The following is a 23,472-nucleotide window of genomic DNA, read 5'->3' on the forward strand; positions in this document are numbered from 1 at the left end:
ACCGGGCCGGGCCCCCGGACCCCGGGCACGCAGAAGGGCGCCCACCCCGTGAACCACGGGGTGGGCGCCCTTCTCACTCACTGCTACTGGTTGTACGGACCGTAGTCGTAGTCCTCCAGCGGAACGGCCTGGCCGGAGCCCGTGCCGAACGGCGAGTAGTCGATGTCGTCGTAGCCGACGGCCGAGTACATCGCGGCCTTGGCCTCTTCGGTCGGCTCGACCCGGATGTTGCGGTAGCGGGACAGACCCGTACCGGCCGGGATGAGCTTACCGATGATGACGTTCTCCTTGAGGCCGATCAGGGAGTCGGACTTGGCGTTGATCGCCGCGTCCGTCAGGACCCTGGTCGTCTCCTGGAAGGAAGCCGCGGACAGCCACGACTCCGTCGCCAGCGAGGCCTTGGTGATACCCATCAGCTGCGGCCGGCCGGAGGCGGGGTGACCGCTCTCCTGGACCACACGACGGTTCTCGGTCTCGAACTTCGAACGCTCGACGAGCTCGCCCGGCAGCAGTTCCGCGTCGCCGGACTCGATGATCGTCACGCGGCGGAGCATCTGCCGGATGATGATCTCGATGTGCTTGTCGTGGATCGACACGCCCTGCGAGTTGTAGACCTTCTGGACTTCGCCGACCAGGTGGACCTGGACCGCGCGCTGACCGAGGATCCGCAGCACGTCGTGCGGGTTGGTGGCACCCACGGTGAGCTTCTGGCCCACCTCGACGTGGTCGCCCTCGCCCACCAGCAGACGGGCGCGCTTGGAGATCGGGAAGGGAATCTCGTCGCTGCCGTCGTCCGGCGTGACCACGAGCTTCTTGGTCTTCTCGGTCTCCTCGATCCGGACCCGGCCTGCGGACTCCGAGATCGGGGCGACACCCTTCGGCGTACGGGCTTCGAAGAGCTCGACGACTCGGGGCAGACCCTGGGTGATGTCGTCACCGGCCACACCACCGGTGTGGAAGGTACGCATCGTCAGCTGGGTACCGGGCTCACCGATGGACTGGGCGGCGATGATGCCGACCGCCTCACCGATGTCGACCAGCTTGCCGGTGGCGAGCGAGCGTCCGTAGCAGAAGGCACAGGTGCCGACCGCGGACTCGCAGGTCAGGACCGAACGGGTCTTGACCTCCTCGACGCCGGCGCCCACCAGGGCGTCGATCAGGACGTCACCGAGGTCGACGTTGGCAGGCGCGATGACCTTGCCGTCGACGACGACGTCCTCGGCGAGCATGCGGGCGTACACCGAGGTCTCGACGTCGTCCGTCTTGCGGAGCACGCCGGTCGCGTCCTTGACCGCGATCTTCAGCTTGAGGCCGCGGTCGGTGCCGCAGTCCTCCTCGCGGATGATCACGTCCTGCGACACGTCCACCAGACGACGGGTCAGGTAACCCGAGTCGGCGGTACGCAGAGCGGTGTCCGCCAGACCCTTACGGGCACCGTGCGTGGAGATGAAGTACTCCAGAACGGTGAGGCCCTCACGGAACGACGCCTTGATGGGACGGGGAATCGTCTCGTTCTTGGCGTTGGACACCAGACCACGCATACCGGCGATCTGACGCATCTGCATCATGTTTCCTCGGGCACCCGAGTCAACCATCATGAAGATGGGGTTCGTCTTGGGGAAGTTCGCGTTCATCGCCTCGGCAACCTCGTTGGTCGCCTTGGTCCAGATCGCGATGAGCTCCTGCGTGCGCTCGTCCTTGGTGATCAGACCGCGCTCGTACTGCTTCTGGACCTTCTCGTCCTGCTCCTCGTAGCCCCTGACGATGGCCTTCTTGGCCTCGGGCACGACGATGTCGGCAACGGAAACGGTCACGCCGGAGCGCGTCGCCCAGTGGAAGCCCGCCGCCTTCAGGTTGTCGAGCGTCGCCGCCACGATGACCTTGGGGTAGCGCTCGGCGAGGTCGTTGACGATCTCGGAGAGCTGCTTCTTGCCGACCGAGTAGTCGACGAACGGGTAGTCCTCGGGCAGCAGCTCGTTGAAGAGCGCGCGGCCCAGGCTCGTCCGCAGCCGGAAGGTGTCACCCGGCTGGTACTCGGGCTCGCCCTCCTCGGCGACCGGCGGCACCCAGCCACGCGGTGGGATGGTGCCCACCGGGAAGCGGATGTCGACGGACGACTGGAGCGCCAGCTCGCCGGCGTCGAACGCCATGATCGCCTCGGCCGTGGAGCCGAACGCGCGGCCCTCGCCCTTGGTGTCACGGAGCTCGCCGTCGGTGGTCAGGAAGAACAGACCCAGCACCATGTCCTGCGTAGGCATGGTGACGGGACGACCGTCGGCCGGCTTCAGGATGTTGTTGGAGGACAGCATCAGGATGCGGGCCTCGGCCTGCGCCTCCGCGGAGAGCGGCAGGTGCACGGCCATCTGGTCACCGTCGAAGTCCGCGTTGAACGCGGTGCAGACGAGCGGGTGGATCTGGATGGCCTTGCCCTCGACCAGCTGCGGCTCGAAGGCCTGGATGCCGAGACGGTGCAGCGTGGGCGCACGGTTCAGGAGAACCGGGTGCTCCGCGATGACCTCTTCCAGGACGTCGTACACGACCGTGCGGCCGCGCTCGACCATGCGCTTGGCCGACTTGATGTTCTGCGCGTGGTTCAGGTCCACCAGGCGCTTCATCACGAACGGCTTGAAGAGCTCCAGCGCCATGGCCTTGGGCAGACCGCACTGGTGCAGCTTCAGCTGCGGGCCGACGACGATCACGGAACGCGCGGAGTAGTCCACACGCTTACCGAGAAGGTTCTGACGGAATCGGCCCTGCTTGCCCTTCAGCATGTCGCTGAGGGACTTGAGCGGGCGGTTACCGGGACCGGTGACCGGGCGACCGCGGCGGCCGTTGTCGAACAGCGCGTCGACGGCCTCCTGCAGCATCCGCTTCTCGTTGTTCACGATGATCTCGGGGGCACCGAGGTCAAGGAGACGCTTGAGGCGGTTGTTGCGGTTGATCACACGGCGGTACAGGTCGTTCAGGTCGGAGGTCGCGAAGCGGCCACCGTCCAGCTGCACCATCGGACGCAGGTCCGGCGGGATGACCGGCACGCAGTCGAGCACCATGCCCTTGGGCTTGTTGCTGGTCTGCAGGAACGCGGAGACGACCTTGAGGCGCTTGAGCGCACGGGTCTTCTTCTGGCCCTTGCCGGTACGGATGATCTCGCGGAGGCGCTCGGCCTCCTCGTCGAGGTCGAACGACTCCAGGCGCTTCTGCAGGGCGGCGGCGCCCATGCAGCCGTCGAAGTACGTGCCGAAGCGGTCACGCAGCTCGCGGTAGAGCAGCTCGTCCCCCTCGAGGTCCTGGACCTTGAGGTTCTTGAAGCGGCTCCACACCTCGTCGAGGCGGTCGATCTCGCGCTGCGCACGGTCGCGCAGCTGCTTCATCTCACGCTCGGCACCTTCGCGCACCTTGCGGCGCACGTCGGCCTTGGCGCCCTCGGCCTCGAGCTCGGCCAGGTCGGTCTCGAGCTTCTTGGCGCGGTTCTCGAGGTCCGAGTCGCGACGGTTCTCGACCTGCTGGCGCTCGACGGAGACGTGGGCCTCCAGCGACGGGAGGTCGCGGGTGCGGCGCTCCTCGTCGACGAACGTGATCATGTACGCGGCGAAGTAGATGACCTTCTCGAGGTCCTTCGGCGCGAGGTCCAGCAGGTAGCCCAGGCGCGACGGGACGCCCTTGAAGTACCAGATGTGGGTGACGGGAGCGGCAAGCTCGATGTGGCCCATGCGCTCACGACGCACCTTGGCGCGCGTGACCTCGACGCCACAGCGCTCACAGATGATGCCCTTGAAGCGGACACGCTTGTACTTGCCGCAGTAGCACTCCCAGTCCCGGGTCGGACCGAAGATCTTCTCGCAGAAGAGTCCGTCCTTTTCGGGCTTGAGCGTGCGGTAGTTGATGGTCTCCGGCTTCTTCACTTCGCCGTGGGACCAGGTCCGGATGTCGTCCGCGGTGGCAAGGCCGATCCGCAGCTCGTCGAAGAAGTTGACGTCGAGCACTTGTCGTCAATCCCTCTTTCGGGGGTTCGAGCCCCCTCGCTTCACGCGAGAAATCGGGGCACTTCAGCAATGGTCTGAACGGGTCCGGGGAGAGCCGGCCGGATCACGGGGATCCGGCCGGCCAACCCGTCAGACCTCTTCGACGCTGCTCGGCTCTCGCCGGGACAGGTCGATACCGAGCTCCTCCGCCGCACGGAAGACGTCCTCGTCCGTGTCGCGCATCTCGATGGACATGCCGTCCGAGGACAGCACCTCCACGTTGAGGCAGAGCGACTGCATTTCCTTGATGAGCACCTTGAAGGACTCGGGAATGCCGGGCTCGGGGATGTTCTCGCCCTTGACGATGGCCTCGTAGACCTTCACGCGGCCGGTCACGTCGTCGGACTTGATCGTCAGCAGCTCCTGGAGGGCGTATGCGGCGCCATAAGCTTCAAGGGCCCACACCTCCATTTCACCGAAGCGCTGTCCACCGAACTGTGCCTTACCACCCAGCGGCTGCTGGGTGATCATCGAGTACGGACCCGTCGAACGAGCGTGGAGCTTGTCGTCGACGAGGTGGTGGAGCTTGAGGATGTACATGTAGCCGACCGAGACCGGCTCCGGGAACGGCTCGCCGGAGCGGCCGTCGAACAGGTTGGCCTTGCCCGAGGGCTGGACCAGCCGGTCTCCGTCGCGGTTCGGGATCGTGGCCTGGAAGAGGCCGGTGATCTCGTCCTCGCGCGCACCGTCGAAGACGGGCGTGGCGACGTTGGTGCCGGGGGCGACCTGGTCGGCGCCGATGGACTGCAGGCGCTTGGCCCACTCGTCACCGAGGCCGGAGACGTCCCAGCCTCGGCTGGCGAGCCAGCCGAGGTGGATCTCCAGGACCTGTCCCGGGTTCATTCGGGACGGGACACCCAGCGGGTTGAGGATGATGTCGACCGGGGTGCCGTCCTCCAGGAACGGCATGTCCTCGATCGGGAGGATCTTCGAGATGACGCCCTTGTTGCCGTGACGGCCGGCGAGCTTGTCACCATCGGTGATCTTGCGCTTCTGCGCGACGTAGACGCGGACCAGCTGGTTCACGCCCGGCGGCAGCTCGTCGCCCTCTTCGCGGTCGAAGACGCGGACACCGATGATCTTGCCGATCTCGCCGTGCGGCACCTTCAGCGAGGTGTCGCGCACTTCGCGCGCCTTCTCACCGAAGATCGCGCGGAGCAGGCGCTCCTCGGGGGTCAGCTCGGTCTCGCCCTTGGGCGTGACCTTGCCGACGAGGATGTCACCGGCCGTGACCTCGGCACCGATCCGGATGATGCCGCGCTCGTCGAGGTCCGCGAGGACCTCTTCGGAGACGTTCGGGATGTCCCGGGTGATCTCCTCCGGACCGAGCTTGGTGTCACGGGCGTCGACCTCGTGCTCCTCGATGTGGATCGAGGAGAGGACGTCGTCCTGCACGAGGCGCTGCGACAGGATGATCGCGTCCTCGTAGTTGTGACCTTCCCACGGCATGAACGCCACGAGCAGGTTCTTGCCGAGGGCCATCTCACCGTTCTCGGTGGCCGGTCCGTCGGCGAGTACCTGGTCGGCGACGATCCGGTCGCCTTCGGAGACGACGACCTTCTGGTTGACCGAGGTGCCCTGGTTGGAGCGCATGAACTTCGCGATCCGGTACGTGGTGTACGTGCCGTCGTCGTTGGTCACGGTGATGTAGTCCGCGGAGACCTCCTGGACCACACCGTCCTTCTCGGCCTTCAGCACGTCACCGGCGTCGGTGGCGCAGCGGTACTCCATGCCGGTGCCGACGAGCGGCGCCTCCGACTTGATGAGCGGCACCGCCTGCCGCATCATGTTCGCGCCCATGAGGGCACGGTTGGCGTCGTCGTGCTCCAGGAAGGGGATCATCGCGGTGGCGACGGACACCATCTGGCGCGGCGAGACGTCCATGTAGTCGACTTCGGTGCCGGGCACGTAGTCGACCTCTCCGCCACGACGGCGGACCAGGACGCGGGGCTCGGTGAAGCGCAGCTCGTCGGAGAGCGTCGCGTTCGCCTGGGCGATGACGTAACGGTCTTCCTCGTCGGCCGTGACGTAGTCGACCTCGTCGGTGACCTGGCCGTCGACGACCTTGCGGTACGGCGTCTCGATGAAGCCGAACGCGTTGACGCGGCCGTACGAGGCGAGCGAACCGATCAGACCGATGTTCGGGCCTTCAGGGGTCTCGATCGGGCACATGCGTCCGTAGTGGGACGGGTGCACGTCACGGACCTCGAAGCCGGCCCGCTCACGGGACAGACCACCCGGGCCAAGAGCCGACAGGCGGCGCTTGTGGGTGAGACCCGACAGCGGGTTGTTCTGGTCCATGAACTGCGACAGCTGGCTGGTGCCGAAGAACTCCTTGATGGAGGCGACGACCGGCCGGATGTTGATCAGGGTCTGCGGCGTGATCGCCTCGACGTCCTGGGTCGTCATGCGCTCACGCACGACGCGCTCCATCCGGGCCAGACCCGTGCGGACCTGGTTCTGGATGAGCTCGCCGACGTTACGCAGACGACGGTTGCCGAAGTGGTCGATGTCGTCGGTCTCGACGACGATCTCCCGGCCGGACTCGCCGACGGTCTCGGTCTCCCCGGCGTGCAGCTTCACCAGGTACTTGATGGTCGCGATGATGTCGTCGCTGGTGAGGACACCGGCGTCGAGCGGCTCATCCGCGCCGAGCTTCTTGTTCACCTTGTAGCGGCCGACCTTCGCGAGGTCGTAGCGCTTCGGGTTGAAGTAGAGGTTCTCGAGCAGCGTCTGAGCAGCCTCGCGCGTCGGCGGCTCGCCGGGACGCAGCTTGCGGTAGATGTCGAGCAGCGCGTCGTCCTGGCCCTGGGTGTGGTCCTTCTCCAGGGTGGCGCGCATCGATTCGTACTCGCCGAACTCCTCGAGGATCTGCTCGGTGGTCCAGCCGAGAGCCTTCAGGAGAACGGTGACGGACTGCTTGCGCTTGCGGTCGATGCGGACACCGACCATGTCGCGCTTGTCGATCTCCATCTCCAGCCAGGCACCCCGGGAAGGGATGATCTTGGAGGAGAAGATGTCCTTGTCGGACGTCTTGTCGATCGAGGAGTCGAAGTAGACACCCGGCGAGCGGACCAGCTGCGACACCACGACACGCTCGGTGCCGTTGATGACGAAGGTGCCCTTGTTGGTCATGAGCGGGAAATCGCCCATGAAGACCGTCTGGGACTTGATCTCGCCGGTCTCGTTGTTGGTGAACTCGGCCGTGACGAAGAGCGGGGCGGCGAACGTGAAGTCGCGCTCCTTGCACTCGTCGATCGAGTTCTTGGGGGGCTCGAAGCGGTGGTCGCGGAACGTAAGCGACATCGACCCGGAGAAGTCCTCGATCGGTGAGATCTCCTCGAAGATCTCCTCCAGGCCGGACTTGGTGGGGACGTCTTGTCCACTGTCCAGAGCAGCCTCGACGCGAGCCTTCCAGGCGGCATTACCGAGGAGCCAGTCAAAGCTCTCGGTCTGCAGCGCGAGGAGGTTCGGAACCTCGAGGGGCTCCTTGATCTTTGCAAAAGAGATGCGCAGCGGGGCGGTGCTGGCACCGTGGTTCGTATTCGCGGTCGAGGCGTTGCGCGAGGCGGCCAAGAGGGGGTCCTTCCGAGGGCTCGGACTCACTACGCGCGTACCGGTCCCAAACTGGACAGGTGGGCAGAAATCCCAGGTGAGGGATGGCTGGTCCACGGTGTACAGGATGGGTATGCCCCTGGTGACGGGCAGGAGGCAGCTAACAGGCAGCGCAAAGGGTCAGTGTAGCCAAGCGGCACACTGATGTCCAGTCGGGGTTCTCAGAGACCCACGTTGCTCTCAACAGCTGTTCTCAACACCTATGTCTAGCCCTGCGCGAGCTGCGCTCTTCTTTACTGCCCTCTTCGTCATCGATCCATGCCTCGGATCCGGATCGATGTGACGACGCGCCTTGAGAATTGCGCGCCTCGTGCGGTTCGTCAAGGCCCCCCAGCCGGTAAGGGCTTCCAGGACCCGCCTCCGGCCGCCCCTGGGGCGCCGTCCGCGCTCCCCACGAGAGGCGCACGGCGAAGATCACCATACTCGTCACCACGGGAAGAGCAAGGCACCCGCCCCGGGTACGCCGAAAGGCGACCACCCGAACGGGTGATCGCCTTTCGCGATGTGACGTCCGTACCTCGCGGTACGGGGGTCCAGACGAGTCAGAAGACTCGCAGGGTCACTTGACCTCGACGGAGGCGCCGGCGGCCTTGAGGGACTCGGCAGCCTTCTCGGCGGCCTCCTTGGCGACCTTCTCGACGACGGGCTTCGGGGCGCCGTCGACGAGGTCCTTGGCCTCCTTCAGGCCGAGGGAGGTCAGCTCACGCACGACCTTGATGACCTGGATCTTCTTGTCACCGGCGGCGGTGAGGATGACGTCGAACTCGTCCTGCTCCTCAGCGGCCTCGGCGGCGGGGCCACCCTGGGCGGGGCCGGCAACGGCGACGGCCGCGGCGGCGGTGACGTCGAACTTCTCCTCGAAGGCCTTAACGAACTCGGAGAGCTCGATGAGGGTGAGCTCCTCGAACTGAGCGAGCAGGTCTTCCTGGCTGAGCTTCGCCATGATGGCGTCCTTCCACTATTCGGCAGGTGCCGGATGTATATGTCGGCGGGCGTACGTGGAGCCCGCTGGACCGCTGAGCGAAATTACTCGGCGGCCTCGGCGGGAGCCGGAGTACCGGCACCGCCCTGCTCTTCCCGCTTGGCACGAAGCGCTTCCGCGGTGCGGACGAACTTCGACGGCAGAGCCTGGAAGAGCTGCGCAGCCTGAGTCTGCTTGCCCTTCATGGCACCGGCCAGCTTGGCGAGCAGAACCTCGCGGGACTCGAGGTCCGCGAGCTTCTTGATCTCATCGGCGGACAGCGCCTTACCGTCAAGGACACCGCCCTTGATGATGAGGTTGGGGTTCTCCTTGGCGAAGTCACGAAGACCCTTCGCCGACTCCACCGGGTCACCGGTGACGAAGGCAACCGCCGTCGGACCTGCGAACAGGTCGTCCAGCGTGTCGATCCCGGCCTCGTTGGCCGCGATCTTGGTCAGCGTGTTCTTCACCACGGCGTACTGGGCGTTCTCACCGAGCGAACGGCGCAGCTGCTTGAGCTGTGCCACGGTGAGGCCCCGGTACTCGGTCAGCACGGCGGCGTTCGAGCTGCGGAACTGGTCCGCGAGCTCGGCTACCGCTGCAGCCTTGTCGGGCCTTGCCATGAGCGTGGCCTCCTTCCGGGTGATGAGGACCGCTCAAAAGGGCCCGGAAAAGACGAAACGCCCCGGCGCAGGCGCCAGGGCGAAGCTCGACCGAATGAAATCCGGGAGCCTTTCCACAGTCACCTGCGCAGGTCGTCCGTATTCAACGGATCCTTCGGTTGCCGTCCCCCTTGCGGGTTCCGAGCAACGACCAGCGGTCTTTGGCTTCTGCAGAAGAATACGCGACAGGGGTCGCGCCGGGCAAATCCGTCCCGGTTCGGGCGGTCCGGAAGGTTTGAGCGACCCCTTTACGAGGCAGCGCCGGCCGCGCCCTGCTGCTGCTGGAGCAGCTCCTTGAACCCGATGGTCTCGCCGACAGGCGGCCGCTCGACCGAGACCTTGGTGCCGTAGTCGCTGTAGAACACGGTCGAGTTGAGCTCGCCGGTCTTCATCTGCCCGCGCTCGCTCTTCTTCACGAGCAGGTCGTTCTCGTCGCCCCAGATGTCGATGGTCTCCGTCGTGATCCCGGAGTCGGTGAGCTGCTTCTTGAGAGCGGCCAGCTGACCGGCATCCAGCTTCGACGTCCTCGCGGTCAGCTCGGCGACGTCGACCGTGCCGGAGTAGTGCGTGGTGGCGACACCGCGGGCCTGCTCATTGCCGACCTCCTTCACCTTGCCGGAGGCCAGTAGCGAATTCACTCCCTGACTCGGGGAGGTGTTCTCCGGTGACCATGGTTCCCTCGACCTTCGCCGAGCTCGCCGCGCCGGTCTTCTTCTGCACGTCGAGCAGCGCGGCGATCGCGTTGGTCTTCACCACGCCGGTGCCGCGGCTCTCCGCCTCGCCCTTGCCCCGGGTCCCGCCTCGCCCTTGCCCCGGGTCCCGCCTCGCCCTTGCCCCGGGTCGTGCCGTCGTCGTCCGGTCCTCCGCAGGCCCCGACCGACGTCAGCGCCGCCGCCACAGCCACGACGCACGGCTCCGACAAGCCACTGATCCGTATATACGAGGACGGGCCCCGCACCTCGAAAGGTTGCGGGGCCCGTCCATGTCACACGTGACGCGGCGGTCGTACGAGCGCGGAGGCTCAGACGGACGCCGGGTCCTCCTCGACGAGGAGGTTACGGGTGCGGTTGGAGTCCAGCGGGATGCCGGGGCCCATCGTGGTGGCCAGCGTGGCCTTCTTGATGTAGCGGCCCTTGGCGGCGGACGGCTTCAGACGGAGGATCTCGTCCAGCGCCGCTGCGTAGTTCTCCACCAGCTTGGTCTCGTCGAACGAGGTCTTGCCGATGATGAAGTGCAGGTTCGAGTGCTTGTCGACGCGGAACTCGATCTTGCCGCCCTTGATGTCGTTGACAGCCTTCACGACATCGGGGGTGACGGTGCCGGTCTTCGGGTTCGGCATCAGACCACGCGGACCGAGCACGCGGCCGAGGCGGCCGACCTTGCCCATGAGGTCCGGGGTCGCGACGACGGCGTCGAAGTCCAGACGGCCCTTCGCCACCTCGTCGATGAGCTCGTCGGCGCCGACGATGTCGGCGCCCGCGGCTTCCGCGGCCGCAGCACGGTCACCGGTCGCGAAGACCAGGACCCGGGCGGTCTTGCCGGTGCCGTGCGGGAGGTTCACGGTGCCACGGACCATCTGGTCGGCCTTGCGAGGGTCAACACCCAGGGCAAACGCGACCTCGACGGTGCTGTCGAACTTCGTGGAGGCGGTGTCCTTGGCGATACGGACTGCCTCGAGGGGGGCGTAGTTACGCGCCCGGTCGATCTTGGCGTCCGCAGCGCGGAGGTTCTTGCTGCGCTTCACTTCTACTCCTGTGGTTTAAGAGTGTGGAGTCGTGGTGCGGACCAGCGCTTGGTCCTACCACTGAGGGGGTGGGGCTGAATCAGCCTTCGACCGTGATGCCCATGGAACGGGCGGTGCCGGCGATGATCTTCGACGCGGCGTCGAGGTCATTGGCGTTCAGGTCGGGGAGCTTCGTCGTGGCGATCTCGCGGACCTGGGCGGCCGTCAGCTTGGCAACCTTGGTCTTGTGCGGCTCGCCGGAGCCCTTGTCCACACCCGCGGCCTTGAGGATCAGCTTGGCGGCCGGCGGAGTCTTGGTGATGAAGGTGAAGGAGCGGTCGTCGTAGACCGTGATCTCCACCGGCACGACCATGCCACGCTGCGACTCGGTCGCGGCGTTGTAGGCCTTGCAGAACTCCATGATGTTGACGCCGTGCTGGCCCAGTGCGGGACCGACCGGCGGAGCCGGGTTCGCCGCACCGGCGTTGATCTGGAGCTTGATAAGCCCCGTGACCTTCTTCTTCTTGGGAGGCATGTGCTCTCTCCGGGTCCTAGTGAGAGTTTTCGCCGTCATCCGGTCATCCGGATGCAGGCATACCGCACAACGATAACGGGTATAGCTGCGCGACCAAAAACCGAGCAGGTCAGACCTGCTGTGACAGCCGGTCTGACCTGCTCGGTAGGCATGTGTCCAGAAGCTGGCGGGAAGCGCTAGTTCTTCTGGATCTGGTCGAAGCTGAGCTCGACCGGGGTCTCACGGCCGAAGATCTCGACGAGACCCTTGACCTTCTTCGAGTCGGCGTTGATCTCGTTGATCGTCGCCTGCAGCGTCGCGAACGGGCCGTCGGTGACGGTGACGGAGTCGCCGACCTCGAAGTCCAGCACCTGGACCTCGACCTTGCGGGACGGAGCCGGCTTGCCCTCGGCCTCGGCCGCCTCGCGGGCTGCCTTCTCCTCGGCCTCGGGGGCGAGCATCTTGACGATCTCGTCCAGGGTCAGCGGGTACGGGTCGTAGGCGTTGCCCACGAAGCCGGTGACGCCGGGCGTGTTGCGGACGACGCCCCAGGACTCGTTCGTCAGGTCCATGCGCACCAGGACGTAACCCGGGAGCTTGTTCTGCCGGACGTTCTTGCGCTCGCCGTTCTTGATCTGGACGATTTCCTCCTCAGGCACCTCGGCCTGATAGACGAACTCCTCCACGTTCAGCGAGACGGCACGCTGCTCCAGGTTGGCCTTCACGCGCTTCTCGTAACCGGCGTACGTGTGGATGACGTACCACTCGCCCGGGAGGGTGCGGAGCTCCTCGCGCAGGGCGGTGACGGCGTCGACGGGCTCGGCCGGCTCGGCCTCTTCCTCGTCGGCGGCCTCGTCAGCAGCCTCTTCGGCCTCGGGGCTCTCGTCCTCGTCGTCACCGGTTTCGGCCTCGACGGCCTCATCGGCTTCGTCGGACTCCTCGGTTTCCACGGCGGCCTGCTCGGCGGGCTCGCCCGCGGCGTCGTCGGCAGCTTCAGCCTGGTCCGGCTCCACAGCGTCCGCCGCCTCGACGATGTCGAGCTCGTCCTCGGCGGACTCGAAGGCGCCCGCCGTCGGCTCGACGGCGTCGTTCAGGTTCGGGTCAGACACGGTGGCTGCTTCTTCCTGGATACAAATGGGTGGAACATGCGAAAGGGGCGCCCATGAGGCGCCCTCCGCGGGATCAGCCGAAGACGTACTTGATGACCCGCTGGAATCCGAAGTCAATCACGGTAACAAGACCAATCATGACGACCACGAACACAATCACCACTGAGGTGTAGGTCGTCAGCTGATTGCGCGTGGGCCAGACGACCTTGCGGAGTTCCGCGACGATCTGGCGGTAGAACAGCGCGAGACGACCCAGAGGGCCCTTCTTGCCGCGCTTGCCGCCCTTCCGGGTCTTCTTCTTCGACTCGGGGACTTCATCCTCGGCATCAGGCATGTCGATGGAGCCCACGGCGTCCGTCACGCTTCTCACCTGATTCCGGGTCATGGCCGTGCCGCGCCCGGTGGAGCCGCACGGCGGTGCATTGAAGTACGTACATGCGCACACATCCTGGCGAAGGAGTGTGTAGCAGGGCCGGAGGGACTTGAACCCCCAACCGCTGGTTTTGGAGACCAGTGCTCTACCAATTGAGCTACGACCCTTTGTGGTGTCCACCAACCTACCGCATGTCCCGGGAGGCCCGGGTGCAGGAACGGTGCGGCTGGTGAAGGCCAACGACAGGTGAGTGTACGTGCTCAGCGGCCCGGCGTCGAACAGATAGCTCCCGACCGTTCTTGTCCGATGCTGCACGGCCGTCTGTCCGCATGCTGTCCGAGTGCTGTCCGGTCCCTGAAACCCCTGTGCCGACGGGGAATACGGTCTGGGAGCATGGGGGGCATGAGCGCTGCTACTTCTCCCTCCGAGCGCCGGGTCTCGGCCCGCATCGGTGCCATCTCCGAGTCCGCCACCCTCGCCGTCGACGCCAAGGCCAAGGCCCTCAAGGCCGCCGGCCGTCCGGTGATCGGCTTCGGCGCGGGCGAGCCCGACTTCCCGACCCCCGGCTACATCGTCGACGCCGCGGTCGAGGCCTGCCGCAACCCGAAGTACCACCGCTACACCCCTGCGGGCGGGCTCCCCGAGCTCAAGGCCGCCATCGCCGAGAAGACGCTGCGTGACTCCGGTTACGAGGTCGACGCCTCCCAGATCCTGGTGACCAACGGCGGCAAGCAGGCCATCTACGAGGCCTTCGCCGCGATCCTCGACCCGGGTGACGAGGTCATCGTCCCGGCGCCGTACTGGACCACCTACCCCGAGTCGATCCGCCTCGCCGGCGGCGTACCGGTGGAGGTCGTCGCCGACGAGACCACCGGCTACCGGGTCTCCGTGGAGCAGCTGGAGGCGGCGCGCACGGAGCGTACGAAGGTCGTCCTGTTCGTCTCCCCCTCGAACCCGACCGGTGCGGTCTACAGCGAGGCGGACGCGGAGGCGATCGGCAAGTGGGCCGTCGAGCACGGCCTGTGGGTGCTGACCGACGAGATCTACGAGCACCTGGTCTACGGCGACGCGACGTTCACCTCGCTGCCGGCGATCGTGCCCGAGCTGCGCGACAAGTGCATCGTGGTCAACGGCGTCGCCAAGACGTACGCCATGACCGGCTGGCGCGTCGGGTGGATCGTCGGCCCCAAGGACGTGGTGAAGGCGGCGACGAACCTGCAGTCGCACGCCACCTCCAACGTCTCCAACGTGGCCCAGGTCGCCGCGCTGGCCGCCGTCTCCGGGAACCTGGACGCGGTCGCCGAGATGCGCACCGCCTTCGACCGGCGCCGGAAGACCATCGTGCGGATGCTCAACGAGATCGACGGCGTGCTGTGCCCGGAGCCCGAGGGCGCGTTCTACGCGTACCCGTCGGTGAAGGAGCTGCTCGGCAAGGAGATCCGCGGCAAGCGCCCGGCCACCTCGGTCGAGCTGGCGGCGCTCATCCTGGACGAGGCCGAGGTCGCGGTCGTACCGGGCGAGGCCTTCGGCACCCCGGGCTACCTGCGCCTGTCCTACGCGCTGGGTGACGACGACCTCGTCGAGGGCGTCTCGCGGCTCCAGAAGCTGCTGGGCGAGGCCAAGGTCTAGTACCTCCCGGATTCTGCGATGGCGACCCTCGGTTCCGGCCGGGGGTCGCTTTCGTGTTCGCGCATTCGTTCGATTGGCAACTCGATGGGGAAACCGGCTACCGCGGCGCCCCGTCCGTGCGGCAAGATCCATGGATGGAGCGTGATGTACGGCTGTTGCCGAAGGCCCACCTGCACCTGCATTTCACCGGGTCGATGCGGCCCACGACGCTGCTCGAACTCGCCGACAAGTACGGCGTGCGGCTTCCCGAGGCGCTGACCAGCGGTGAGCCCCCCAAGCTGCGGGCGACGGACGAGCGCGGCTGGTTCCGCTTCCAGCGGCTCTACGACATCGCCCGGTCCTGTCTGCGGACCGCCGACGACATCCAGCGGCTGGTGCGCGAGGCCGCCGAGGAGGACGTGGCGGACGGTTCCGGCTGGCTGGAGATCCAGGTCGACCCCACGTCGTACGCGCCGCTGCTCGGCGGGCTCATTCCGGCGATCGAGATCATCCTGGACGCGGTGGACAGCGCCTCCCGCGAGACCCGGCTGCCGATCCGGGTGGTGATCGCCGCCAACCGGATGAAGCACCCGCTGGACGCCAGAACGCTGGCACGGCTCGCGGTGCGGTACGCGGACCGGGGCGTCGTCGGTTTCGGGCTCTCCAACGACGAGCGGCGCGGCATGGCCCGTGACTTCGACCGGGCCTTCGCCATCGCCCGGGAGGGCGGCCTGCTGGCGGCCCCGCACGGCGGTGAGCTGTCGGGCCCCTCCAGCGTCCGCGACTGCCTGGACGACCTCGACGCCTCGCGGGTCGGGCACGGGGTGCGCGCCGCCGAGGACCCGCGGCTGCTGCGCAGGCTCGCGGAGAGCGGGGTGACATGCGAGGTCTGCCCGGCGTCGAACGTGGCGCTCGGCGTCTACGAGAAGCCTTCCGACGTACCCCTGCGCACCCTGTTCGATGCCGGGGTGCCGATGGCGCTCGGCGCGGACGACCCGCTCCTCTTCGGGTCCCGCCTGGCCGCGCAGTACGACCTCGTACGGCACCATCACGCGTTCACCGACGAGGAACTGGCCGAACTGGCGCGCCAGTCGGTACGGGGTTCCGCGGCGCCCGACGCGGTGCGCACCAGGCTCCTGGCGGGCGTCGACGACTGGCTGGCCAAGCCGGCGGGCTGACGCGCCGCGCCGCTACCCCGCGAGCCCGCTCCACAGCATCCGGGCGATCGAGGCGGCGAAGGCATCGAGGGGCTGCGGCGGCCCGCCGGTCTCCGTGGCGTGGTAGGCGAAGGCCCGCTGAGCGCAGGCCCCGAGCAGCAGGGAGGCGGCGGCGTAGGTGTCGACTCCTGCCCGCACCCGGCCCGCGGCCTGTTCGGCGCGCAGATACGCGTCGACGCCGCGGATCGGCACGTGGGGACCGGTCCCCAACTCGCGCATCGCCGCGTCGTGGCGCTCCTTGAGTTTCGGCTCGGCATACAGGGACGCGGCGATCGGGAAGCTCTGCTCGTAGAAGAGGGTGGCCTCGCGGGCGATTTCGGTGAGGTTCTGCTCCACCGTGTGCTCCCCCTCCCCCGGGTCGGTCATCAGCCGCTTCAGAACTCCGCCGATCTCGGGCAGCCGCTCCTTCAGCACCGCGACGAAGAGCTCCTCCTTGCTCGCGAAGTGCTTGTAGAGCGCGGCCTCCGAGCAGCCGGCGGCCTTGGCGATCTCCTTGGTGGTGGCCCGGGCCAGTCCGATGGTCAACATCAGCCGGTGGGCGGCGTCGAGGATGCGGGCGCGGGCCGGCTTCTGCTCCATGTGCACTCCAATGAAGCTTGACGACGGGGTGAGTACCCACTCACTCTAGAGGGTGAGTGAACACTTACCCACCCTAGGAGGGTGCGCCCATGAAGCTCACAGTGTTCGGCGCGACAGGCGGCATCGGGCAGGAGATCGTCCGCCAGGCGGTGGCGGCGGGGCACGAGGTGACGGCGGTGGTCCGCGATCCCGCGCGGCTGCCGGTGCCGCTCTCCGGCCTCACCGTCCACACCGCGGCCCGGATCGACGACCCGGAGGCGTTGCGGGAGGCGGTCGCGGGCCGCGACGCGGTGCTCTCCGGCCTGGGCTCACGGGGCCGGAAGGCCGGCGGGATCGCCGAGCGGCTGACCCGGAGCGTACTGACGGCCATGGAGGCGGAGGGCACCCGGCGCCTGCTCGTGGTGAGCGCGGCCCCGGTCGCCCCAAAACCCGCGGACGACCCGCTGCTCGACCGGATGATGCTCGGGGCGATCGGCGCGATTCTGAAGGAGGTCTACGCCGACCTCACCGCCATGGAGGCCGCACTGGCCGCCTCCGCCACGGACTGGACGTCGGTACGTCCCCCGAAGCTCACGAACGGGCCGCTGACCGGCGTCTACCGGACGGTCATCGGCAGCAACCCGCGCAGCGGCCGCTCCATCTCCCGGGCCGACGTGGCGCACGCGATGCTCGCGCTGATCGACGACCCGGCGTCGGTGAAGCAGGGGGTGGGCGTGGCGTACTGACCCTTGCGTACTGCCCCTTACAGGCTCACGCCGACGGTCACCGGCTCGTTGACGAGCGTGACGCCGAAGGCGGCCTCGACCCCGGCGACGACCTCGCGGGCCAGGGCCAGCAGGTCCTCGGTGCTCGCCGCGCCCCGGTTGGTGAGGGCGAGGGTGTGCTTGGTGGAGATACGGGCCGGACCGGAGCCGTATCCCTTGGTGAAACCGGCCCGGTCGATGAGCCAGGCAGCCGAGGTCTTGGTGCGTCCCCCGCCCGCGGGGAAGGCGGGGGGCGTCACGTCCGGGCCGAGGCGTTCCGCCACCCGGGCGCGGAACTCCTCGAACTGTGCCGGGTCCAGGATCGGGTTGGTGAAGAAGGACCCGGCCGACCAGGTGTCGTGGTCCTCCGGGTCGAGCACCATGCCCTTGCCGGCCCGGAGCCGCAGGACGGTTTCGCGGGCGGCCGCGGCGGGAACGCGTTCGCCCTCCGCAACGCCCATGGCGCGTGCCGTTTCGGGGTACTTGAGGGGCGCGGACAGGCCACCCGCCTCTTCCAGCCCGAAGCGGACGCGCAGCACCACGAACCGGTCGGGTTCGGCCTTGAAACGGCTGTGCCGGTACGCGAAGGCGCACTCGGAGTTCGGGATGGTGACCGTTTCCCGGGTGTGCCGGTCGTAGGCGACGACCTCCGTGATGGTGGCCGACACCTCCTGTCCGTATGCCCCGACGTTCTGGATCGGCGTCGCTCCCGCGGAGCCGGGGATGCCGGCGAGGCATTCGAGGCCCGCCAGTCCGGCGTCCACACTGCGGCTGACGGCGTCCGTCCAGACCTCTCCGGCAGCCAGCTCGAGCGACGCCCCGTCCAGCACGAAGCCCTTGGTCGCGATGCGCAGGGCGGTGCCTTCGAAGCCCTTGTCGCCGATCACCAGATTGCTGCCGCCGCCGATGACCAGGAGCGGGGTGCCGCAGTCGTCGGCCTCGCGCACGGCCTCGACCACTTCGGCGTCGGTCGTCGCGGTGAGGAGGCGGGTGGCGGGGCCGCCGAGCCGGAAGGTGGTCAGGGGGGCGAGGGGCGCGTCGTGGAGTTCCTGCACGGGGACAAGAGTACGGTCCGCGCCTCCGCCCCCACGAGCGAGGAGCCCGGCCCCCGCGCCACGTGTAAGGGGCGTGGCCCCATGGACCACGCCCCTTACCCACCTGCCGGTGAAAGTCCTACGCACCTGCCGGTGAAAGTCAGCCGAGCTGCACCACGGCACGGGACATGCCCAGCACCTTCTTGCCGTCATTCATGGCCGTCAGGTCGACCCGCACGCGCCTGTCGTCCAGCAGTGCGGCCACCTTGCCGCTGACCTCGATCAGCGCGCCCTTGTCGTCGTTGGGCACGACGACGGGCTTGGTGAACCGCACCCCGTACTCGACGACCGAACCCGGATCGCCGGCCCAGTCCGTGACCACCCGGATCGCCTCGGCCATGGTGAACATGCCGTGGGCGATCACATCCTCCAGCCCGACCTCGCGCGCGAACTTCTCGTTCCAGTGGATCGGGTTGAAGTCGCCCGAGGCGCCCGCGTACTGCACCAGCATCGCGCGGGTGACCGGAAAGGTCTGCGGCGGCAGCTCCGTACCGACCTCGACCGAGTCGTAACTCACCTTCGCCGTCATCACGCCTCCTCGGCGCCGCGCGCCACCAGCTTCGTCCAGGCCGTCACGACATGCTCACCGGACTCGTCGTGGACCTCGCCACGGATGTCCACGATGTCGTTTCCCGCCATGGACTTGACCGCCTCGATCGTCGAGGTGACCGTCAGCCGGTCCCCCGCCCGCACCGGACGCACGTAGGCGAACTTCTGGTCACCGTGCACCACCCGGCTGTAGTCCAGACCCAGCTGCGGATCACGCACCACCTGCCCGGCGGCCTTGAAAGTGATCGAGAACACGAAGGTCGGGGGCGCGATCACATCGCTGTGACCGAGCGCCTTGGCCGCCTCGGGGTCGACGTAGGCGGGATTGGTGTCGCCCACCGCCTCGGCGAATTCTCGGATCTTCTCCCGGCCGACCTCGTACGCCGGGGTGGGCGGATAGGTCCGCCCCACGAAGGACTGGTCGAGCGCCATGAGCTCGCAACCTCCCTGATGAATGACGAAGGGGCCGCAGTGCAGTGGAGTTGCGGCCCGGTACATACAACGACACGAGGCCGCCCCCAATGGGGACGGCCTCGTGTACGAGCCTGATTCAGCGCGTTTCGCGGTGCGCAGTGTGCGAGTTGCAGCGCGGGCAATGCTTCTTCATCTCAAGTCGGTCCGGGTTGTTACGCCGGTTCTTCTTGGTGATGTAGTTCCGCTCCTTGCACTCCACGCAGGCCAGCGTGATCTTCGGGCGGACGTCGGTGGCAGCCACGTGAGTGCTCCTTGGACGGACGGTGGACGGATGAACGCAAAAAAAGAGTAGCCGATCGGAGGACCGACCCCACAATCGGCTACTGTTAGTAGCGGTGACCGGACTTGAACCGGTGACACAGCGATTATGAGCCGCTTGCTCTACCGACTGAGCTACACCGCTTTGATGACTGAGTCCCCCCGCCGAAGCGGGGTTTCCCGATCACCAGAGCCCCAATGCGGAATCGAACCGCAGACCTTCTCCTTACCATGGAGACGCTCTACCGACTGAGCTATTGGGGCGAGCGATGAAGACATTACACGCTCGGTCGCCGATCGCCCAAATCCGTTTCGAAGCCCCGCCCCGAGCCCTTGATCGGTACGGCTCCGAGCCCCCCGCCGGCCCCGCTCCAGCCCCTTGATCAGCCACTCCTCCATCCCCGGCCCCATGCGCAGGCCCCGGCCCCGCACGCACCACTGGACCGCACCGGTACGACTATTTCGCTCCTCCTCGAACCGGACCGGGCACAGCCCTAGGCTCGTCTCACTCTGCGTGATCTTGCCCCCCTTCCAGGAGCCGCGATGCCCGACAGTCAGCCGCGGCAGCCGGACGACCACGCGGCCGACGCCACAGGCGGCCCGGAGAGCTCCACGCTGACCCTCTGCGGCGCCCGCCTCGCCGACGGCCGCCTGGTCGACGTACGGCTCGGCGGCAGCCGCATCGAGGCCGTCGGCACCGCCGGCAGCCTCGTCGCACCCGGCGCCCGCGTGGACCTGCGCGGCTACCTCCTGCTCCCCGCCCCCGCCGAACCCCACGCCCACAGCGACACCGCGCTCACCGCGGACGGCACCGGAACCGACGCCCCCGGACCCGCCTCCCAGCACCCCGACGAAATCCAGCGCCGCGCCACCGAGGCCGCGTTGCTGCAACTCGGCCACGGCGCGACCGCCCTGCGCTCCCACGTACGCATCGGCGACATACAGGGCCTCGGCACCCTCGAAGCCGTCCTCCAGGCCCGCCGCTCGCTGCGCGGACTCGCCGACCTGTCCGCCGTCGCCGTCCCCCGGCTGCTCACCGGCGTCGCGGGCGCCGGCAACCTGGCGATGCTCCGCGACGCGCTGAAGATGGGCGCCGGGGCGGTCGGCGGCTGCCCGGACCTGGACCCCGACCCGGCGGGGTACGCGGAGGCCGTCCTGGAGGTCGCCGCCGAGCACGGCTGCCCCGTCGACCTGCACACGGACAGTGACGACCCGGCCCGGCTGGCCCGGTTCGCCGCGATGGCGGGCGGAATGCGGCAGGAGGTCTCCATCGGCCCCTGCGCCGGCCTCTCCCGCCTTCCCGACGAGGCCGCCGCCCGCGCCGCCGACCAGCTCGCCGCAGCCGGTGTGACCGTCGTCTGCCTCCCCCAGGGCGGCTGCTGCGGAGCCGAGCGCCGGGGCGCCGCCCCCGTACGCCTGCTGCGCGCGGCCGGGGTGCGGGTCGCGGCGGGCAGCGGGGCGCTGCGCGACCTCGCCAACCCGGTGGGGCGCGGCGACCCGCTGGAGGCCGCCTTCCTGCTGGCGTCACAGAGCGGGCTGCGGGCCGAGCACGCCTACGAGGCCGTCTCCACGGAGGCCAGACGGGCCATGGGCCTCCCCGAGGTACGCGTCGAGGCGGGCTTCCCCGCCGAACTGCTCGCCGTACGCGGGGAACGGCTGGCCGGGGTGCTCTCACTGGCGTACAGCCGCATCGTGGTCCACCGCGGCCGGGTCGTCGCCCGGACCAGCGCGGTACGCGAGTACTGCGACTCGGAGACGGGCGGCTCGTTCGGACTGCCGCGCCAGGGAAGACCGGATTCCGGGACAGGCGGCGGGCCTTGAGCGCGGCGCCGCCCCACGGCGTACCGTCGACTGCATGCGCATTGTCATCGCAGGTGGACATGGTCAGATCGCGCTGCGGCTGGAGCGGCTGCTCGCTGCGCGCGGGGACGAGGCGGTGGGCGTCATCCGCAATCCGCAGCAGAGCGAGGACCTCCGGGCCGCGGGCGCCGAACCCGTGGTCCTGGACCTCGAATCGGCCACGGTGGAGGAGGCCGCCGAGGTGCTGCGCGGCGCCGACGCGGCGGTCTTCGCGGCCGGAGCGGGCCCCAACAGCGGCACGGACCGCAAGGACACGGTGGACCGCGGCGCCGCGGTGCTCTTCGCGGACGCGGCACAGCGGGCGGGGGTGCGGCGTTACCTCGTGGTGTCGTCCATGGGCGCGGACCCGGACCACCCCGGCGACGAGGTGTTCGACGTCTACCTGCGGGCCAAGGGTGCGGCGGACGCGTACGTGCGCGCGCAGGCGGCCCTCGACTGGACGATCCTGCGCCCCGGAATGCTGACCAACGACGCGGGCACCGGCCAGGTCCTGCTCGCGGCGTCGACCGGCCGCGGCCCGGTCCCCCGCGACGACGTCGCGGCGGCGCTCGTGGAACTGCTGGACACCCCGGCGACGGCGGGCCTGACCCTGGAACTGATCTCGGGCAACGTCCCGGTGTCGGTGGCGGTGAAGGACATCGCGGGGAACTGACGCCGCGGCCGCGAGGGACCGCGGCCCGGTCAGTCGCCGGTCGCGGGGCGGACGGCGATACCGTGCCGCTCCAGCAGGGCGGCGGTGACCCCGTCGCCTCGCGCAGCGCGCCGGCGAACGTACCGTCATGAACCGTGCCGCGCCCGCCGGAAGGGCTGCGGGCCATGAGCAGTGCCTGGGTGCAGCCCGCCCCGTGCGCGGCCTCCAGCGCCCGCCTGGCGCCTTGCGCGAAAGCGTCGGTCACATCGCGTCCGGTGTTGTCCACGACAGGGGCCCGGCCGTCAGCACGTCGTGTCCGTCGCCGCCGACGATCTCGGCGGGGCGGCGGGGCGTGGGCAGTCCCGCGGCGACCTCGGGGCGGAAGGCGACGGGCGCCCGCCCGCCGAGGGTGGCGGTCATCTCCGCCGAAGCCCTGCCCCGCCCGTCGAACCGGCAGGGCACCCCCGCAGACATGCGCTGACCGGCACGGATTCCATGTTCGCGCCCCTCGTCACAGCACGGCGTCGCACAACAGAGAAGGCCCCCGTCCGAGGGACGGGGGCCTTGCTATGTGGCGGCGCCAGGGTTCGAACCTGGGTAGGCTGAGCCGGCAGATTTACAGTCTGCTCCCTTTGGCCACTCGGGCACACCGCCAAGGGATGTTGCCGTGAGACCCGCCTTGCGGCGGCGCTCTGTGGCAACGACGTAAACGATACCTGATGCGCAGGGGTGCTACGCCACTGGATTGACCCGCGTCCGGGACGGGCGCGGGTGGCTAGGCTTGGTGGGCGGTGTGGTGCCTGAAGGGCTCCGCGCCCGCCCGCGTAAGCAACCCCTTTCCAGCACCCCGATACAAGGAGCCACACGTCATGGCCGACTCCAGTTTCGACATCGTCTCGAAGGTCGAGCGGCAGGAGGTCGACAACGCCCTCAACCAGGCCGCCAAGGAGATCTCCCAGCGCTACGACTTCAAGGGCACCGGGGCGTCGATCTCCTGGTCCGGCGAGAAGATCCTGATGGAGGCGAACGGCGAGGAGCGGGTCAAGGCGATCCTCGACATCTTCCAGTCCAAGCTGATCAAGCGCGGCATCTCGCTGAAGTCGCTGGACGCGGGCGAGCCGCAGTTGTCCGGCAAGGAGTACAAGCTGTTCTGCACGATCGAGGAAGGCATCTCCCAGGAGAACGCCAAGAAGGTCGCGAAGATCATTCGTGACGAGGGTCCCAAGGGCGTCAAGGCGCAGGTCCAGGGCGATGAGCTGCGGGTCAGCTCGAAGAGCCGGGACGACCTGCAGGCCGTGCAGGCGCTGCTGAAGGGCCAGGACTTCGACTTCGACGTCCAGTTCGCGAACTACCGGTAGGACGCGGCGGTCCGGGCCGGGTGGAACGCGTCGCTCCGGGCCCGGACTGCATGTCCGAATACCGCCGGTCGCGGCGGTTCGGGCGGCACAGACTGGTCCGTGGCAGCCGGCGATCCGGTGGG

At 68.2% G+C, this 23,472-nt stretch carries 20 protein-coding genes, 4 tRNA genes and 1 pseudogene; 6 read left to right on the forward strand and 19 right to left on the reverse strand.

From position 1 onward, the window contains the following. Window positions 1-83: 83 nt before the first annotated feature. The 10 genes from ABTX18_RS16540 to ABTX18_RS16585 form a co-directional block, all read right to left on the reverse strand. A complete protein-coding gene (locus ABTX18_RS16540; protein WP_352123402.1) occupies window positions 84-3,983 on the reverse strand; it encodes a DNA-directed RNA polymerase subunit beta' in 3,900 nt (1,299 codons plus the stop codon). Between the two features lie 129 nt (window positions 3,984-4,112). Further along, window positions 4,113-7,598 carry a DNA-directed RNA polymerase subunit beta gene (gene rpoB, locus ABTX18_RS16545; protein ID WP_352123403.1) on the reverse strand — a complete coding sequence of 1,162 codons (3,486 nt, stop codon included), beginning with the start codon at window positions 7,596-7,598 and terminating at the stop codon, window positions 4,113-4,115. 598 nt (window positions 7,599-8,196) lie between these two features. Further along, the gene (gene rplL, locus ABTX18_RS16550) at window positions 8,197-8,580 is read right to left on the reverse strand and encodes a 50S ribosomal protein L7/L12 (protein ID WP_352123404.1); all 384 of its coding nucleotides are present in this window, start codon (window positions 8,578-8,580) and stop codon (window positions 8,197-8,199) included. Between the two features lie 83 nt (window positions 8,581-8,663). Next, window positions 8,664-9,221: a 50S ribosomal protein L10 gene (gene rplJ / locus ABTX18_RS16555; RefSeq protein ID WP_352123405.1), complete on the reverse strand. Its 558-nt coding sequence runs from the start codon at window positions 9,219-9,221 to the stop codon at window positions 8,664-8,666. 287 nt (window positions 9,222-9,508) lie between these two features. Further along, complete coding sequence (locus ABTX18_RS16560; RefSeq protein WP_352123406.1) at window positions 9,509-9,898, reverse strand: SCO4651 family lipoprotein; 390 nt, start codon at window positions 9,896-9,898, stop codon at window positions 9,509-9,511. A gap of 383 nt (window positions 9,899-10,281) precedes the next feature. Further along, window positions 10,282-11,004, reverse strand: coding sequence for a 50S ribosomal protein L1 (gene rplA / locus ABTX18_RS16565; RefSeq protein WP_123461041.1), 723 nt, complete (start codon window positions 11,002-11,004; stop codon window positions 10,282-10,284). Between the two features lie 79 nt (window positions 11,005-11,083). Further along, window positions 11,084-11,518: a 50S ribosomal protein L11 gene (rplK, locus tag ABTX18_RS16570; RefSeq protein ID WP_024494105.1), complete on the reverse strand. Its 435-nt coding sequence runs from the start codon at window positions 11,516-11,518 to the stop codon at window positions 11,084-11,086. A gap of 176 nt (window positions 11,519-11,694) precedes the next feature. Next, entirely contained in the window at window positions 11,695-12,606 is a 912-nt protein-coding gene (gene nusG / locus ABTX18_RS16575) for a transcription termination/antitermination protein NusG (protein ID WP_352123407.1), read from the reverse strand. 73 nt (window positions 12,607-12,679) lie between these two features. After that, complete coding sequence (secE, locus tag ABTX18_RS16580) at window positions 12,680-12,967, reverse strand: preprotein translocase subunit SecE (protein ID WP_073732696.1); 288 nt, start codon at window positions 12,965-12,967, stop codon at window positions 12,680-12,682. A gap of 106 nt (window positions 12,968-13,073) precedes the next feature. Continuing rightward, window positions 13,074-13,146, reverse strand: a tRNA-Trp gene (locus tag ABTX18_RS16585). A gap of 235 nt (window positions 13,147-13,381) precedes the next feature. On the opposite strand from ABTX18_RS16585, the gene ABTX18_RS16590 reads away from it, so the two are divergent. Continuing rightward, window positions 13,382-14,608 (forward strand): pyridoxal phosphate-dependent aminotransferase, encoded by a 1,227-nt coding sequence (locus ABTX18_RS16590; protein ID WP_352123408.1) that lies wholly within the window; start codon window positions 13,382-13,384, stop codon window positions 14,606-14,608. Window positions 14,609-14,742: 134 nt separating this feature from the next. Then, entirely contained in the window at window positions 14,743-15,765 is a 1,023-nt protein-coding gene (locus ABTX18_RS16595; RefSeq protein WP_352123409.1) for an adenosine deaminase, read from the forward strand. 12 nt (window positions 15,766-15,777) lie between these two features. Here ABTX18_RS16595 and ABTX18_RS16600 read toward each other — a convergent pair whose 3' ends face one another. Next, a complete protein-coding gene (locus ABTX18_RS16600; RefSeq protein WP_352123410.1) occupies window positions 15,778-16,383 on the reverse strand; it encodes a TetR/AcrR family transcriptional regulator in 606 nt (201 codons plus the stop codon). 89 nt (window positions 16,384-16,472) lie between these two features. On the opposite strand from ABTX18_RS16600, the gene ABTX18_RS16605 reads away from it, so the two are divergent. Next, complete coding sequence (locus ABTX18_RS16605) at window positions 16,473-17,108, forward strand: NAD(P)-dependent oxidoreductase (RefSeq protein WP_352123411.1); 636 nt, start codon at window positions 16,473-16,475, stop codon at window positions 17,106-17,108. A 17-nt stretch (window positions 17,109-17,125) separates the two neighbouring features. Here the strand turns inward: ABTX18_RS16605 and ABTX18_RS16610 are convergent, their stop codons facing one another. The 6 genes from ABTX18_RS16610 to ABTX18_RS16635 all read right to left on the reverse strand — a co-directional run bounded on the left by ABTX18_RS16610 (window position 17,126) and on the right by ABTX18_RS16635 (window position 19,765). Further along, the gene (locus ABTX18_RS16610) at window positions 17,126-18,181 is read right to left on the reverse strand and encodes a UDP-N-acetylmuramate dehydrogenase (RefSeq protein ID WP_352123412.1); all 1,056 of its coding nucleotides are present in this window, start codon (window positions 18,179-18,181) and stop codon (window positions 17,126-17,128) included. A 139-nt stretch (window positions 18,182-18,320) separates the two neighbouring features. Then, window positions 18,321-18,749, reverse strand: coding sequence for a MaoC family dehydratase (locus tag ABTX18_RS16615; protein WP_352123413.1), 429 nt, complete (start codon window positions 18,747-18,749; stop codon window positions 18,321-18,323). After that, complete coding sequence (locus ABTX18_RS16620) at window positions 18,749-19,201, reverse strand: FAS1-like dehydratase domain-containing protein (protein WP_352123414.1); 453 nt, start codon at window positions 19,199-19,201, stop codon at window positions 18,749-18,751. The genes ABTX18_RS16615 and ABTX18_RS16620 overlap by 1 nt, the downstream gene beginning before the upstream one ends. A gap of 118 nt (window positions 19,202-19,319) precedes the next feature. Then, on the reverse strand, window positions 19,320-19,484 hold the full coding sequence (gene rpmG, locus ABTX18_RS16625; RefSeq protein WP_003956487.1) for a 50S ribosomal protein L33: 165 nt from the start codon (window positions 19,482-19,484) through the stop codon (window positions 19,320-19,322). 89 nt (window positions 19,485-19,573) lie between these two features. Beyond that, window positions 19,574-19,646 (reverse strand) — tRNA-Met (locus ABTX18_RS16630). Window positions 19,647-19,692: 46 nt separating this feature from the next. Then, a tRNA-Thr gene (locus tag ABTX18_RS16635) sits at window positions 19,693-19,765 on the reverse strand. A 279-nt stretch (window positions 19,766-20,044) separates the two neighbouring features. On the opposite strand from ABTX18_RS16635, the gene ABTX18_RS16640 reads away from it, so the two are divergent. After that, the gene (locus ABTX18_RS16640; RefSeq protein WP_352123415.1) at window positions 20,045-21,322 is read left to right on the forward strand and encodes an amidohydrolase family protein; all 1,278 of its coding nucleotides are present in this window, start codon (window positions 20,045-20,047) and stop codon (window positions 21,320-21,322) included. A gap of 34 nt (window positions 21,323-21,356) precedes the next feature. Then, window positions 21,357-22,013 carry an SDR family oxidoreductase gene (locus ABTX18_RS16645; RefSeq protein ID WP_352123416.1) on the forward strand — a complete coding sequence of 219 codons (657 nt, stop codon included), beginning with the start codon at window positions 21,357-21,359 and terminating at the stop codon, window positions 22,011-22,013. Between the two features lie 29 nt (window positions 22,014-22,042). Here the strand turns inward: ABTX18_RS16645 and ABTX18_RS35835 are convergent. Together ABTX18_RS35835 and ABTX18_RS16660 are read right to left on the reverse strand one after the other, a co-directional pair. Beyond that, a pseudogene (locus tag ABTX18_RS35835) lies at window positions 22,043-22,489 on the reverse strand (2-thiouracil desulfurase family protein). Between the two features lie 75 nt (window positions 22,490-22,564). Then, window positions 22,565-22,646 (reverse strand) — tRNA-Tyr (locus tag ABTX18_RS16660). A gap of 215 nt (window positions 22,647-22,861) precedes the next feature. Between ABTX18_RS16660 and ABTX18_RS16665 the strand changes: the two genes are divergently transcribed. Beyond that, window positions 22,862-23,350, forward strand: coding sequence for a YajQ family cyclic di-GMP-binding protein (locus tag ABTX18_RS16665; protein WP_352123418.1), 489 nt, complete (start codon window positions 22,862-22,864; stop codon window positions 23,348-23,350). Window positions 23,351-23,472: the final 122 nt, after the last annotated feature.

This window comes from Streptomyces sp. NPDC096323, assembly GCF_040302845.1.
GTDB lineage: Bacteria > Actinomycetota > Actinomycetes > Streptomycetales > Streptomycetaceae > Streptomyces.

Excerpts from the sequence above, each read along its gene's own strand:
- ABTX18_RS16640 (WP_352123415.1), top strand. The coding sequence starts at position 20,045 with ATGCCCGACAGTCAGCCGCGGCAGCCGGACGACCACGCGGCCGACGCC.
- ABTX18_RS16590 (WP_352123408.1), top strand. The coding sequence starts at position 13,382 with ATGAGCGCTGCTACTTCTCCCTCCGAGCGCCGGGTCTCGGCCCGCATC.
- rplL (WP_352123404.1), bottom strand. The coding sequence starts at position 8,580 with ATGGCGAAGCTCAGCCAGGAAGACCTGCTCGCTCAGTTCGAGGAGCTC.
- ABTX18_RS16620 (WP_352123414.1), bottom strand. The coding sequence starts at position 19,201 with ATGGCGCTCGACCAGTCCTTCGTGGGGCGGACCTATCCGCCCACCCCG.
- rplK (WP_024494105.1), bottom strand. The coding sequence starts at position 11,518 with ATGCCTCCCAAGAAGAAGAAGGTCACGGGGCTTATCAAGCTCCAGATC.
- ABTX18_RS16645 (WP_352123416.1), top strand. The coding sequence starts at position 21,357 with ATGCGCATTGTCATCGCAGGTGGACATGGTCAGATCGCGCTGCGGCTG.
- ABTX18_RS16615 (WP_352123413.1), bottom strand. The coding sequence starts at position 18,749 with ATGACGGCGAAGGTGAGTTACGACTCGGTCGAGGTCGGTACGGAGCTG.
- ABTX18_RS16595 (WP_352123409.1), top strand. The coding sequence starts at position 14,743 with ATGGAGCGTGATGTACGGCTGTTGCCGAAGGCCCACCTGCACCTGCAT.
- ABTX18_RS16665 (WP_352123418.1), top strand. The coding sequence starts at position 22,862 with ATGGCCGACTCCAGTTTCGACATCGTCTCGAAGGTCGAGCGGCAGGAG.
- ABTX18_RS16605 (WP_352123411.1), top strand. The coding sequence starts at position 16,473 with ATGAAGCTCACAGTGTTCGGCGCGACAGGCGGCATCGGGCAGGAGATC.
- rplJ (WP_352123405.1), bottom strand. The coding sequence starts at position 9,221 with ATGGCAAGGCCCGACAAGGCTGCAGCGGTAGCCGAGCTCGCGGACCAG.
- ABTX18_RS16600 (WP_352123410.1), bottom strand. The coding sequence starts at position 16,383 with ATGGAGCAGAAGCCGGCCCGCGCCCGCATCCTCGACGCCGCCCACCGG.